The sequence below is a fragment of the Paenibacillus sp. P22 genome (genome assembly GCF_000469945.2).
Classification (GTDB): Bacteria; Bacillota; Bacilli; order Paenibacillales; family Paenibacillaceae; genus Paenibacillus_O; species Paenibacillus_O humicus.
In genome coordinates this window covers 1-13,981 of record NZ_CBRA020000077.1, presented here as the reverse complement: position 1 = coordinate 13,981, position 13,981 = coordinate 1, and the positions used below count along the sequence as shown (strand labels likewise).

The following is a 13,981-nucleotide window of genomic DNA, read 5'->3' as shown; positions in this document are numbered from 1 at the left end:
TCTAGCAGTTTGAAAATCCGATTTTTCTTTGTTTTTGCTCAAGATGTTTCCAATAACAGGAATCGCAATCGCCGCAATAATACCCAAAATAACGATAACCGCCAAAAGCTCGATCAGCGTGAAGCCCTTCTCGTCCTTCTTCAGACGTTTCAATACTGCTGTCATCTCGATCACTCCCATATTCATTTTGTTGTCATTCTCAAGGGCATCAGGGTTCACTGCATGCCCCGCCTTGCCTTCCAAGCTGCCCATCCATCTATGTCATTCATTCTTGTTGTCTATCCCATCTGCCCGTACAAGCTGAACATCGGCAGCATGATCGCCGCGACAATCAGCCCTACGATTCCCGCCAGGAACACGATCAGCAGCGGTTCGATCAGCGACTTCAGCCGGTCGACGGTGTTGTCGACGTCCATCTCGTAAAAGTCCGCCACCTTGGCGAGCATCTGGTCGAGCGCCCCGGTCTCCTCGCCGATCGCGATCATCTGCGTCACCAGCGGCGGGAACACCCATGCCTTCTTGAGCGGCTCCGACAGCGGGTTGCCCCGCCTCAACGAGTCCGCCGATTTGCGCAGATACCCGGCAATGACCCGGTTGCCGACCGCCTCCTCCACGATGTGGAGAGACTGGAGCATCGGAACCGCGCTTGCATACAACGAGGACAGCGTTCGCGATACCTGGGCGATAGCGCCCTTTTGCTGCAGCTTGCCGAATACCGGCATCTTGAGCTTGAGGTAATCGAGACCGTAGCCGCCCCGCTCCGTCCGCGAAATGCCGTATACCCCGCCGACAAGCACGATCGCGACGAGGATCCAGATGTACCACTGGTTCTCGACGCTTTTGCTCATCCCCATGACGATCTTGGTGATCGCCGGCAGCTCCGCGTTCATCGACTCGAACATCGCGACGAACTGCGGCACGATCGCCTTCAGCAGGTACACGACCGCCGCGATCGCCAGAATGCCGACAATGACGGGATACGTGAGCGCCGACTTGATCTTCTCCCGCGTCACATGCCCCTTCTCGAAGAAGGTCGCCAGCCTCTCAAGCGTCCCTTCCAGGTCGCCGGATTCTTCGCCGGCCCGAATCATGCTCGTGAACATGACCGGAAAAATCCGCTTGTGATCCTGCGCGGCCTGGGAAAACGAGGTGCCCCTCAGCAGGGCGGAGTGCACATCCTGCAAAGCCTTGCGCAGCGCCTTGCTCTCCGTCTGCTGAGCGAGAATCTCGGTCGCATCCACGATGGTGACTCCGGCGCGGATCAGGGTGGCGAACTGGCGGCAGTAGACGATGAAGTGAGCCGTCTTGACCGGATTGCCGATATAGATGTCCATGTTGAGGACGGTGTTCCGATGCTCATCCAGCGAAAGGACGATGAGGCCGCGCCGCCGCAGCTCTTCCATGGCGGACGGCTTGTCCATCGCCGTGAGCATGCCCTTCAGCTGCTTGCCGCTGCCGCTCTTGACGTGATATTGAAATTGCGCCAAGCGTCACTCGCCCCTTTCGCTCAAATAAGCCCTGGCTTCCGCCGGATCGGCCAATCCCTGCTGGAGCAGCGTCCGCACGCTCCCCTCCAGCGTGCACATGCCTTGCGCCCTGCCGGTCTGCATGACGCTGCGGAGCTGATGCACCTTCTCCGTCCGGATCAGGTTCGCCACCGCCGGAGTATTCACCATGATCTCCGCCGCGCACAGACGGCCCGTGCCGTCCGCGCGCCGCAGCAGCCGCTGCGACTGCACCGCAATGAGCAGCGAGGCGAGCTGGGAGCGGATCTGCCCTTGCCTGGATGCCGGAAACGAATCGATGATCCGGTCCACCGTCTGCGGCGCGTCGGCCGTATGCAGCGTCGACAGGACGAGATGGCCCGTCTCCGCCGCCGTCAGAGCGGCGGCCATCGTCTCCGGATCGCGCATTTCGCCGACCAGGATGACATCCGGCGCCTCCCGCATCGCCGCGCGCAGTCCGCTCTCGAAGCTGGCCGTGTCGACTCCGACCTCCCGCTGATCGATCAGGGACTTTCCATGGGGATGGACGTACTCGACCGGATCCTCCAGCGTCACGATATGGCGGCTCGACGTCCGGTTGATATGTCCGATCAACGAAGCCAGCGTGGACGACTTGCCGCTTCCCGTCGGACCGGTGACGAGCAGCAGCCCTTGGCGGCGCTCCGCCCATTCCCGGGCGACGGCCGGCACTCCGAGCTCTTCCAGCGAAGGCACCGAGGCCGGGATGACCCGCGCGGCGAGACTGATGCCTCCCCGCTGCCGGAACGCATGGAGGCGGAACCTCGTCCCATCGGCTTCATAAGCGAGATCGGCCTCGCCTTGCTCGCGGAGGCTGGTCTCCATCCCGCTGCCGAGCAGCGGCAGGATCATCGCCTCCGCCTCCGCAGCGGTGAGCGGCGCTCCCCAGCTCTCCAGCCGTCCGGCCGTCCTCAGCATCGGAGGCGCGCCAGGCGACAAATGAAGATCGGAGCTTCCTCTGCGGCGGGCTTCGCCAAGCAGCTCCAGCATCCTGTCCAGCGGCTGCTTCATCGCCATCTCTCCTGTCTCATGCTCTTTCTCGGTTCCTTCCCGTTCCCCATGTCGACAACGCGGAGCCTCTTCGTTTCTTAAAGAAGACCTCTTGCTCTTACTGCATGACCGCCTCGCGCATGACCTCCTGGAGCGTGGTCAGACCCTGACGCACCTTCTCCATGCCATCCTGCAGCAGGCCTGTCAGCCCGGCCCGCTCCGCAGCGGCTCGCAGCTCCAGCACCGACGCCTCGCTGCCGATCATCCGGCGCAGCTCGTCCGAGACGGCCAGCACCTCGTGGATGGCGATCCGTCCGCGGTAGCCGGTCTTGCTGCAGCTGCCGCAGCCGGCGCCGCGATACAGCGTATCCGTCTCCACGCCGTAGCTGCGGAGCAGGATGGCTTCCTGCTCCGTCGGCGCATGCGCCTGCCTGCAGTCGGGGCACACCCGGCGCACGAGCCGCTGCGCGACGACGCCGACGAGCGAGCTGGCGATCAGGTAAGGGGCGATGCCCATGTCCCGGAACCGGGTCACCGTGCTGACCGCGTCGTTCGTATGCAGCGTCGACAGCACGAGATGGCCCGTGAGCGAGGCGCGGATGGCGATCTCCGCCGTCTCCGAATCCCGTATTTCCCCGACCATGACGATATTGGGATCCTGCCGGAGAATCGAGCGCAGGCCGGCCGCGAACGTCAGGCCGATCGCCGGATTGACGTGGACCTGGTTGATGCCGTCAAGCTGGTACTCGACCGGATCCTCGACGGTGATGATGTTTTCGCTGTCCTTGTTGAGATGCTGGAGCGCAGAGTAGAGGGTCGTCGTTTTGCCGCTGCCGGTAGGCCCGGTCAGAAGCACGATGCCGTAAGGCGACTCCACCATGCCTTTGAAGAGGCTGTAGTTCGGAGCGCTGAAGCCGAGCTGGTCGATGCCCTTGACGCCGACGCTGAGATCCAGAATCCGGAGCACGAGCTTTTCGCCGTGTATCGTCGGAAGCGACGAGACGCGGATATCGACGGTGCGGTAATCCACCTGCATCTTGATGCGTCCGTCCTGAGGCAGCCGGCGTTCCGCGATGTTGAGCCGGGCCATGATCTTGAGACGTGCCGTAATGAAGCCCTGCATCTGCTTCGGAATGACCCGCTCCGAACGCAGCATGCCGTCGATCCGGTAGCGGATGACGACCTGGCTCTCGCCGGGATCGACGTGGATGTCGGATACCTGGAGCTGGACCGCCTGCTGAATCATGCCGTTTACCAGGCGCACGACCGGTGAGTCCTCGTCGGTGATTTCCATTTCTCCGATGTCTTCCTGCAGCGGCAGGTCGCCCATGATCTGGCTCATGGAATCCTGCAAGCCGTAGAACCGGGCGATCGCCCGGTTCAGCTCCTCCTTGCTGGAGATCGCCGGCTCGATCCGGAAGCCGGTGCTCATCCGCAGCTCCTCGATCGCGAAGTAGTCGAGCGGGTCCGCCATGGCGACCATCAGCTTGCCGCCTTCCTTATGCAGCGGAATGACCTGATAGCGGCGGGCAAGGCTCTCCGGAATGATCTGGGCGATCGAAGGGTCGATCTGATATTTGAACAAGCTGACATGCGGGATGCCAAGCTGGAACTCCAGCACTTCGATGAGCTGCTGCTCCGTAATATATCCCTGCGCGATCAGAAGGTCCCCAAGCTTCTGCTTGGATTTCCCCTGCTCTCGCAGCGCTTCCTGAAGCTCCGCCTCCGTAATGACGCCGCTCTCCACAAGCAGGTCGCCCAGCCTCTTTTTCCCCATGCTCATGCCTGCTCCGCCCTCCGTCCGTTGCTCTATGTAGTAGTGATTCGGCAATTGGAATCGTTTTTTTTAGGTCTTAGGTCTGAAATTTAACTCTATTTTCAGGACGGAATGTGAAATAACATTTAGAGAATATTGATATATCGTTATATTTTCTCATAATTACTTCTGATTTGAAGGGGATATCAGCTATCTAGAACTATTTTTTGCCGAAATATATCCTTATTTAGGCATTTGAATTATAATCTTAGATACCTAAATTAGTCTATATTTCCTATAAAATTCTCGACATTCGGAAGGAGAATTTATCATGACACGCCGTCGGCGCGCCCTCGTCTTTTATTCGCTCATCCTGCTCCTTCTGATCCAATGCCTTCCGCTTCCGCCTGGCCAAGCTCCTTCCACAGCTTCCGCCGCCAGCGCAGCCGACCCATGGCGCATCCTGGAAATCACCGATTCCGGCACGACCGACCTCAGCCTGGGGTCCAGCTACAAGGTCGATACCTTCTCCATGAAGAAGTTCGTCGCGATGCGGACCGACATCGACGGCCTGTACGATGCGGTCTATATCGGCAAGGGACTATACAACCCCGAAAGCCTCGGCCTGCTGACCAGCAACGACGACCGGGACAAGGCGCATAAAACGAAGGATATCCTGAACGACATTACACGCCTGAAAGCCCAGGCTCTTATTGACGGCTACGTCAACAAAGGCCTGCTCGTCCTGCTCTACAGCGACAGCGCCACGAAAAACGGGCTGCTCTATCAAGGCAAGGCCGGGGCTCCCAATCCAGGCGTCCTTTATGAGAAATTCAGCCCCTACAACACCCCGTCCGGCAAACGGGAAAATGTGCTGTACCTGGACGCAAACGGCCTCAAGAATTTAGGCTCCACTCTGGCCCAGACCAAATACATCAGCCTGCTGGACAAACGTCCGCAGCTCAAGCTGACATCGTCGCCGGTCAACTATACGCTGAACCCCGACAAGATCTACCGAGCGGGCGACGTGCTGACGTTTCAATACGACAAGCCTGCACGCTCCGGCCTGCGGGCCAATCTGTACCTGAACCAGGACTCTTCCCTTCCTTACGTTACGGATCAGATCGTAGCCTCCTCGGACGCAGCGGGCTCGGCAGGCCAGCTCAGCTTCCGCATGCCGAGCGGCTTCTCCGGCCTCTACTATTGGAAGCTTGAGCTGGTCGACACCGACAGCGGCCTGAAGGATTACGAGTCCGGAGTCATCCGTTATCGGGACAAGCTGACGCAGATCAGCGTTCTTCAGGTGATGCCCAACGGCAACACGTACAGCGCGCTCACTCAGAACTCCGTCCTGACCCAAAGCTTCCTGTCGTCCGAGGACTACAGCATTTCCATCCGAACGACCGACATGACGAGCTTCAACAAGGCCGGCTCCGAAACGAGCTACGACAAGATCAGCGGCCGCTACGACATGCTGATCTTCGGCTTCAAGGATTCGTACAACGGCAGCGCCGGCATCTCCCAGCCGGCTGCGGACGCCGTCAACGCCTTCATCAAGACGGGCCAGAGCGTCATGTTCACCCACGACACCGTCTACATAAGCAGCGGCACGACCGACAACGTCTGGACGAGCAATTTCAAGAAAAGCACCGGCCAGACCGGCACGTACACGAATATCGGCCTCAACGCGAGGCTCGCATCCACCACGGTGCAGAACGTGAACGACGGCCTGCTCACCCGGTTCCCTTTCAATCTGCTCACCGACTCGGGCGGCAAGGCAAGGACGCCCAAGGTCGCCAGCACGCATGACCAGTATTTCATGCTGGACCTGGAAGATCCCGACGTCGTGCCCTGGTACAACATCACCGGCGGCAGCGGCTCGAACATCCGGGATCCCGAGGACAGCTACAACCACTACTACACCTACTCCAAGGGCAACGTGACCTACTCCGGCACGGGACACAACTTCACGACCGGAGCGAGCACATTCCCGGAGTGGGAGCAGCAGCTGTTCGTCAACACGATGTACCGGGCCTACATGGGGTCCAACCACAAGCCCGATCTGAACGTGCAGCTTCCGGTCGCCTACAGCGCGGCCGCCGACAACATCATACCGGCTTATCAGAACATTCCGGTGAGCTTCACGCCGGAGGATCTGGATCTCAATGACCGCAAGCTGCAGGCCAAGGTCGAATTCACCTACACCAAGGACGGCAAAAAGGTCACGGAAACCAAATACCAGTCCAGCCAGGCGCTCTCGGGAGCTCTGATCTCGGAATCGTATCCCAATCCTCTCCCGAAGGGCGGAGATATCGAGGTCAAATTTTCGGTGCAGGACAAGCAGGGAGCCAAATCGGAGGTCGTCATCCCGGTCAAGATTCGGGTCGTATCGGCGGATCTCCAGGTTTCCAGAAGCATCGATGGCCTGTTGAAGGAATCGATGGCCGTTCGGGGCAAGGATTTTCAGCTGAACTATCGCATCCTGCCGCAGCCGGTGCAGAACCGTCAGGGCGAAGAGAGCCGGATGGTCATCGCCTCCCCGACCTTCACGGAGAAGCTGCCGGCGAACATCGAGGTGAGCGGCCTCCCGGCCGGCTTCTCCAAAACCGGCACCTTGGCCGAGGGCTATACGATTAGCGGCAATCTGGCCGATATTCAGTACCGGCCGGATGCGTCCGGAACCTTGTACTCGGCGAGCCCCGTAACCTTCTCCCTGACCGCCAAAGCCTTGCAGACGGGAAGCTATTCCCTCAGCTCCGCATCGCTCGGCTTCCGCAACATCGGGCAGCTGACGGCTTCAGAGGCCTCATTCAATGCGGTGTCGCTGGAGGCGGTCGTGCCGCTGACAAGGCTGGAGATCACCGGAGCCGAGCTGGGCAAAGGAGACAGCTACAAGCTGCTCCCTTCCTATGATCCCGCCGACGCGACGCTGTCTCGGCTTACGTGGACATCCAGCAATCCAAATGCCGTCATCGTCAACGACAACGGCACGGTGACCGGGCTCAAGGAGAACTCCAGCTCCGTCATTACCGTAACGGACGGCATTACAGGCATCAGCTCCTCGGCGACGGTCCGGGTCATCCAGACGGGCCTTTCGATCGCTACTGCCGACGGACAGCTGCGATACGTGCTCGGCAGCCGGATCGGCCTGCAGGCATCCCTGCTCAAATCAACCGGTGAAATCGTAAGCGCCGCGGGAGTGGAATGGTCGGTGACTCCTCAGAGGGAAGGCGACAGGGGCGTGGAGGAGAAGAAAGGCACGGACAATAAAACCTGGACCGGCGCTTTGTATCCGACGCAGCCTGGCGAATATGTCGTCTCCGCCACCGTAAAAACCAATCTGCATACCTACACCAGCCAGACCGTCACGATTGCCGTCACGGAACCGGACCTGAGGCTGAGCGGGCCTTCCGTCATTGTGACCGGGGACAATCTTGCCGAGTGGTCCCGCGTCTGGGGATCGGTTCAGCCTGTGGACGCGGCCGCGCGGCCGATCGATTACCTCTGGTCATGGACTCCGACAGCTGGAGCAGCCGGTTCCTCGCTTTCCGGCAGCTCGACTCAAAGCAAGCGGCTGGCCGCATCACAGGCCGGAAGAGGCATCTTGCGGCTGGAGACGCGTCAAAAGCTTGGCAATAACGAAATCATCACGCTGAACGTCCGGACTATGGATATCTCCATTGCCGCCGCACCGTCGCTCCAGTCCGGCAAGAACAGCCTGCTGCCGGGAGAAACGACTCCGCTGACAGTGAGTTGGCCGTCCAGTACAAGCGTGCCCGCCTATTCGGCAGCTTGGTCTACCGGACAAGGCGGCTCCATCTCTAGCGGGACCTCTTCAGGGGCATCGTTTGCAGCGCTCAAGCCGACCACGGATCCGGTCCGGGCCTCGGCAGCATTGCGAATGGAAACGGGATTCGCCCTGACGCTGTACAAGGACATCGCCATCATCGATCCCGGACTCAAGCTGTCGGGGCTGTATGACCGTATTGCAGTCAACCAATCGCTGACCGCTGCCGTCGGATCATCGAATCCGACCGTAAATCTCGATTTTGCCAAGCTGGTCTGGTCGCTGGAATCCTCCCCTTCAAGCTTGGCTAAAACGGAGCGGTCAGCTCCATCCAGCCTTGAGCTGACCGCGCTGAAGCCCGGAACCGGCACGCTCAAGGCATCGCTCCCTATGAGCGAAGCCTACACTACGGAAGCATCGAGATCTTTTGCCATTGTGGACTTCCAAACCAAGGATGCATATCGAATGAGCAAAGGAGATCGGCTTGCCAGCTTGAATTCGCTGATTCAGGAAGCGAATCCCGATAGCTTGAAAGCCGATATCCTTGCCGGCATCGTATGGACGAGCAGCAACAGCTCCATTGCGAGAGTCGCAGCCAGCCCCAAAGACGGCTACAGCCTCACGGGCTTAAATGAGGGCATAGCGACGCTGACGGCATCCTACCGGGCTAACGGAGCGGCAGGCGGGCTGATCACCCGCAGCTTGAAGGTAACGGTCCAAGCACCGCAGCTCAGCCTCGATGCCCCTGCGGATCGACTTGCGCCAGGACAGTCGCTGACCCTCCAAGCCGGATGGATGGACCCGGAGAACGGCCGCTCGATGGATGGCTTGAGCTGGTCCTTGGCTAGCGGCTCCGATTCGACGGCCAGCCTGAATCCTTCCGCCGGCCATCCGGGACAAGCCTCGCTGACGGCAAAGGCGCCCGGAACCGTACAGGTCCAAGCATCCGTGCCTTTATCGGATGAAGATGCAGCGCCGGCGAGCGCAACCAAGACGTTTACCGTTGTCGATTTCAGGCTGGAGGAGCTCTCTCCGATGATTAAGGGAGAAAAGCTGTCTCTCAAAGACAACGGCCTGAGCGTCATGCCGAATGCCCAGGCTTCCACAATTGTCCCGGATATCAGCTGGACAAGCAGCAACGCCAACGTTGTTCAAGTCAACGACAATGGCGTCTTGACGGCCGTCGGCAAGGGTACTGCCACCATTCAAGCCCGATATCAGGCCAATCTTGAAACCGGAGGAACGATTAGACGCGAATTGGCCGTAACCGTATTGGAGCCTCAGCTCCAGATCGCCGGCATCGGCGATCTGCTGCTTGTCGGCCAATCCACGACAGCGACGGCAAGCTGGGCAGCTGGAGAATCCCTTCCGCTAGGCAAGCTGCAATGGCTGGTCTCATCGGGCGAGACGAGGGTCCGCATAACTCCGGACAGCAATCATGCGGCTATAACCGGCCTGTCGCCCGGCTCCGTGACGCTGAAGGCACAGATTGCCTTGAACGCAGGCTACGTTCCGTTCAAAACCAAAACCATGGCCGTTGTCGATTATCGATTGCCGCAAACGCTAGCCATGACCCAGAATGACACCAAGGGACTCGACAAGGTTCTGACCGTGCTGCCGGACAAGTCCTACTTCGAGCGGGTCAGCTCCCAGCTCGTCTGGACGAGCAGCAATGTCAATGTCGCTGCCGTCGAGAACGGCTTGGTCAAAGCCAAAAATAGAGGATCGGCCACATTGACCGCAACATACGGCAACACCGGCATCAAGCGCAGCGTCCAGGTGACCGTATCCGCTCCGGCCGGCGACCGGTATTAATTGATGCCGCTGGCAGAGCCGCTGCCTGATATTCCGGTGGAGCGGGAACCAAGCTGAGACCCCGGCTGAACATGGGAGCCGCTGCTTCCAATCGCTATCGCGATCATCCCGATGGAATAAAAGGTCTGCAGAGCCAACGAATCTCCCAAATACCAAAGAACCCGGAAGGCAGCGAGCCTTCCGGGTTCTTTTCTGTCCGTTCTCTCAATGCTTCAGCAGCTTCAGCGGTCCCGTCGTCAGCCGGACCTTGTTCACTCGCGGCAGAGCGACATTCTGATGGGCAAAGACTTGATCGTTGTATTCGATGATGAAACGCGCCTGCTTCTCATTCAAGCCTGATTGCTCCGCAAAGATCAGCCGGCCCTCCGCGGCGTTCTCTGTCGTGGAGCCGAGAGTCGCATTGAGCGTCAGATTGCCTTTGGAAAAGAAGCCGCCGTTCAGCCAGAAAGCGCTGCCGACCCCATATAGGCTCGCCGAGCTGTCCGTGTACAAGAATGCGTCCAGCACCTGGCGCTCGCGCTCCGCCGCCGAATCGTATCCCTGCTCGTCCAGCCGCTGGAACGAATCGACCCGGTACAGGCCGATAGGTCCGAGACCGATGAGCACGAGCTCCCTTTTGCTTGTATCTCCCGAGAGCTTCAATCCCCGGATCGCCGCGTCGCGTATATCGGTGCGTCCCAGCGCCAAGATGGTGGCATCCACATCTACCTGGCCTGAAATCTCGACATTGCCTGTCACGAGCAGATTGCCCCGCAGCCGCAGCTTGTCGGCGGCATCCTCCTTATTCCCTTGAAGAATAAGATCGCCGTTTACGATCAGCCAGTTGCTGCGCCCTTTATTGGCGAAGTCGATCGATTTCAAGTTGGGACCGAGCACCAGGGGACCGTCGATAATCGCTGAGGAGGGACGCTTCACGGTTTCGGTTCTCATTCCTATCGTGGCCAGCTTGCCCCCGAGCACATCGATTTTACGGTTATAATCATCCATTTCCTGGTTGTACGTCTCCAGCATCTGCTGATACTCTGCGAGAGCGGCCTCATACTCGTCCCAAGCCGGATCTGCTGGAGCTTCAGCGACCGGGATTCCGGTCCCCGTTCCGCCTTCCGCCGCATCTCCCGCATCGGGAGCGGGATTCGGCTCCTGAGGCGGCGGTTGAAGAAGAATATCGGGCATAACGGGTTCTAGCGGAAGCGGCGGCATGCTCTTCAAGTCCTCATAGGAGCCGGCATAATCTTTTCGCAGCTTCGTGACCAAACCCGGCGCCTGCCCGGCGGCATAGACATTTTGAATAACCGTCCGATCCAGCCTGTACGCCAGCTCTCCCCTCTCGCTCCGGTCTCCGAGCGAATCCCCCACCTTGTCCAAGAAGGAGCTCAGCACGTCGATGGACACGAATTTCTGAGCCGGCATCGGATCAATGACATCTGCAAGCCCATGCGTAACCGCCTTCTCCGCGGACGTGATGGTCCCATTCAAGCTTTTGTCGTAGAAAGGAATGTACCCGCCGGGAACTCCGCTTCCATATGTGGGGCCATAGCCATAATAAAGATTTTGCGGATTGCCGGTAATCAATCTGCCGGAACCGTCGACCGGATTCCCATTCACGCCGAGCTTCGGCTTCAGATACATGAACTGCGACTTCTGCGTCCGCTCTACCGACTGATAAATGAACTCTGCGGCATCGTTCATCCTTAAGCCTTGGCCGGCATACAGATTGCCCATAAAATAAGGCGCGCCGTGAACCGTCAGCAGGCCTTCCGAACCGAATGCGTACTTCAGAAAGTCCGGATACGTATCGAGGACGATGACCTGCTGCAGCCGGCGAAGGGCTCCATCAACCTGAGCTTCGGCCGTCACAGTCAGCGAGTATTGATAATCCGCCGCAGCGCCGCCCGATCCTGGAGGAAGGCAGCGCCCCGACCCCTCTTCTTCTTTTGTGCAGCGTACGCTGACAACCTGGTAAAATGGCGGGGCCGCCGCATCAAGCTTGCTGCCGCCCTTCATATCTCCAAGCTGCTCGTTGAAGCTTTTCGTAAAGCTCGTCAGCTGGTTGCCGAGATCATCGGGATCGATGGTCCGGTTGTTGAACCTCTCATAGATGGCGGCGATCGCCTCGTCCAGCCCCTTCTGGGCCAGATGAAGGCTCTGCACGTTCTCCTCGCTGCGCTCCGTCCGCATCGCCCCTCCAAGGGCGGCTCCCAGCACGGCCACTCCGAGCATGGTAAGCAGGAGAATAAGAAAGACGACGAGCAGCAGCGACGAACCCCTATCGTCGCTTAGGTGAAGGGCACGCCTTCTAGAATCCGAACCGGCTCTCCAAATCAAGCGTGTAATCCCTCCCCCCATATGATTGCAGCAATCTCAATCGGATCGTCAGCAGGCCGCTGGCGCATTCCTTGCCTCCGTCCTCGCAGCCCAGAAGGATGGAGGAGGAGGCTTCTCCCTCTGTCACGAGCGAAGACGTCAGATCCAAAGCGTCTCCGGAATCCGTCTCTTCGAGCACGGCTGGATTTTTCCCTATAAACAACGTTCCTTTGCCATTGGCATCCTTGCCGATACGGACGACTTCCGCTTGCGTTTCTGCAAAAGCGGGAATCAGCCTGACGCCGCTGCCGGCATCCAGCTGCGCCAGCTTGGCCGGACCGTATGCATACAGCTTGGTCATAATGGCCGTCATGGCCAGATCGCCTTCATCGCGCAAGGAATTCTGAATCTTCACCCGCTCATAGGAGCTCATCCCGAACGTAATCGTCGCGTAGATAACGCCCAGGACAACCGACAGCAGGCTGAGAGCGGCGATCAGCTCGATCAGCGTAAACCCTCCATCCTCCTTGCGGAGACGGTCAACGAATCGTTTCATCGGTCAAATACCCCTCCACTTCCACGCTATCGCCGGGGCTTCCCGAAGCCGGAGCGACCGTCACGATGACAGGAAGCAGGTATCGGTCGATCCGGCTCTGCGTTCCATTGCCCTTGCGAACTTCATCCAGCTCGTCCGGGATCAGCTGGAGTCCGGGAGCAAGGCTATCCTGATAACGGACCGACACGGTATACAGAACTCCGTTGATGGCAGGATGCAGCACCTGCTGGAGGACGGCCGGATTTTTCGCCAGTCCTTGGCATGCTTCCTTTCCGGATGGACTTGAACAGGCTTCGCCGCTTAGAATCCGGAGCGAAGCGCCGTCCTCCGCCTTGGAGAGATAATCCTTGAGCGGCTGGAAAGGCTGCTTCTGAAGATAAGAGAGCGCATTGCGCCCGAGCTGAACGGCGATCGTCTTGCTCTGGTTGTGCTTGGAATAAGACATCGCTTGAATGAAAAACCCGCTCAGCGTCAACGAAACGACCGACAGAATCACGATCGAGGCCATGATTTCGACCAGAGTGAATCCTTCTTCTCCCCCGCTGCCGCCTGGTTTGCGCATGATGATAACCTCCGCAATCTGGTTGATGCTATATTCCCTATCATCGTCAGAATCGGGAGCCTCCGTTAGGTCTTTTGGAATAAACAAGGGAACTTTATAGGGTCTAAGGGCTCAGTATTCATTGCCATGCCGATAGGCTGTCGCTGCAAATCCAAAATTCTAGTCGCCATCCCCTAGAACGGGAAACCGAAGCATCTCTGAAGCCCTCGAAACGCCAAAAAAACAGAGCCCCAATAAGGGCTCTGTTCTCCGGGGTCTATCCGTCCAATTGCTGTTAGACCCGCTTGGCTCCGCGTCCGCCGCGTTTGCCTTCGGTATTCTTCTTGAGCGACGAGATCCGTTCTTCGCTGTCTTTTAGGAAACGGGACATCTTATCCTCAAAGGAGGGCTTGCCAAAAGCAGGACGTCCTGCGCCGGACTTGTTGAACGGACGGCCTCCGCCGCCGCCTCCAGGTCCACGGCCTCCGCCGCCGAAGCCTCCACCGCCGCMYGGACSGCGTCACCCCCTATTTCTTCGACAAGCTACTATATGAAGCGGTGAGCCTCTTCATGACTTCGAATTGAAGCGGAACAAGCACAAAAAAAGCCAGCCGCTGGCATGCGGCTGGCTTGATCGATATTCTAGGCGCCTCGCTTAACGGCGGTCCGCCGCCCGCAGCGCTGCGGCGATTCCGCTCCAGAACTCGGT

8 protein-coding genes and 1 pseudogene are annotated in these 13,981 nt (G+C 59.0%); 1 reads left to right on the top strand and 8 read right to left on the bottom strand.

Annotated features, from left to right (window positions below; translation table 11 throughout):
* From BN871_RS12250 to BN871_RS12235, 4 genes are all read right to left on the bottom strand, one after another.
* Positions 1 to 180, bottom strand: a 180-nt coding sequence (locus BN871_RS12250) for a prepilin-type N-terminal cleavage/methylation domain-containing protein (protein ID WP_232312996.1), incomplete at its 3' end; no start/stop codon positions are given.
* A gap of 98 nt (positions 181 to 278) precedes the next feature.
* Complete coding sequence (locus tag BN871_RS12245; protein WP_021880210.1) at positions 279 to 1,487, bottom strand: type II secretion system F family protein; 1,209 nt, start codon at positions 1,485 to 1,487, stop codon at positions 279 to 281.
* A gap of 3 nt (positions 1,488 to 1,490) precedes the next feature.
* Positions 1,491 to 2,534, bottom strand: coding sequence for a type IV pilus twitching motility protein PilT (locus BN871_RS12240; protein WP_048746277.1), 1,044 nt, complete (start codon positions 2,532 to 2,534; stop codon positions 1,491 to 1,493).
* A 97-nt stretch (positions 2,535 to 2,631) separates the two neighbouring features.
* Positions 2,632 to 4,296, bottom strand: a complete 1,665-nt coding sequence (locus tag BN871_RS12235; protein ID WP_048746274.1) for a GspE/PulE family protein — start codon at positions 4,294 to 4,296, stop codon at positions 2,632 to 2,634.
* Positions 4,297 to 4,600: 304 nt separating this feature from the next.
* On the opposite strand from BN871_RS12235, the gene BN871_RS12230 reads away from it, so the two are divergent.
* A complete protein-coding gene (locus BN871_RS12230; protein WP_048746272.1) occupies positions 4,601 to 9,871 on the top strand; it encodes a DUF5057 domain-containing protein in 5,271 nt (1,756 codons plus the stop codon).
* A gap of 204 nt (positions 9,872 to 10,075) precedes the next feature.
* Here BN871_RS12230 and BN871_RS12225 read toward each other — a convergent pair whose 3' ends face one another.
* From BN871_RS12225 to BN871_RS29015, 4 genes and pseudogenes are all read right to left on the bottom strand, one after another.
* On the bottom strand, positions 10,076 to 12,196 hold the full coding sequence (locus tag BN871_RS12225; protein WP_157060278.1) for a hypothetical protein: 2,121 nt from the start codon (positions 12,194 to 12,196) through the stop codon (positions 10,076 to 10,078).
* On the bottom strand, positions 12,168 to 12,731 hold the full coding sequence (locus BN871_RS12220; RefSeq protein ID WP_048746268.1) for a type II secretion system protein J: 564 nt from the start codon (positions 12,729 to 12,731) through the stop codon (positions 12,168 to 12,170). The genes BN871_RS12225 and BN871_RS12220 overlap by 29 nt, the downstream gene beginning before the upstream one ends.
* Entirely contained in the window at positions 12,715 to 13,293 is a 579-nt protein-coding gene (locus tag BN871_RS12215) for a prepilin-type N-terminal cleavage/methylation domain-containing protein (RefSeq protein ID WP_048746266.1), read from the bottom strand. Before BN871_RS12215 ends, BN871_RS12220 begins: the two co-directional genes overlap by 17 nt.
* Positions 13,294 to 13,567: 274 nt before the next feature.
* Positions 13,568 to 13,780 (bottom strand): annotated as a pseudogene (locus tag BN871_RS29015) (RNA-binding protein S1); the annotation flags it as partial.
* Between the last annotated feature and the right edge of the window lie 201 nt (positions 13,781 to 13,981).

What these genes read in the sequence shown, in the direction of transcription:
- BN871_RS12240 (WP_048746277.1), bottom strand. Translation starts at nt 2,534, where the DNA reads ATGAAGCAGCCGCTGGACAGGATGCTGGAGCTGCTTGGCGAAGCCCGC.
- BN871_RS12230 (WP_048746272.1), top strand. Translation starts at nt 4,601, where the DNA reads ATGACACGCCGTCGGCGCGCCCTCGTCTTTTATTCGCTCATCCTGCTC.
- BN871_RS12235 (WP_048746274.1), bottom strand. Translation starts at nt 4,296, where the DNA reads ATGAGCATGGGGAAAAAGAGGCTGGGCGACCTGCTTGTGGAGAGCGGC.
- BN871_RS12220 (WP_048746268.1), bottom strand. Translation starts at nt 12,731, where the DNA reads ATGAAACGATTCGTTGACCGTCTCCGCAAGGAGGATGGAGGGTTTACG.
- BN871_RS12215 (WP_048746266.1), bottom strand. Translation starts at nt 13,293, where the DNA reads ATGCGCAAACCAGGCGGCAGCGGGGGAGAAGAAGGATTCACTCTGGTC.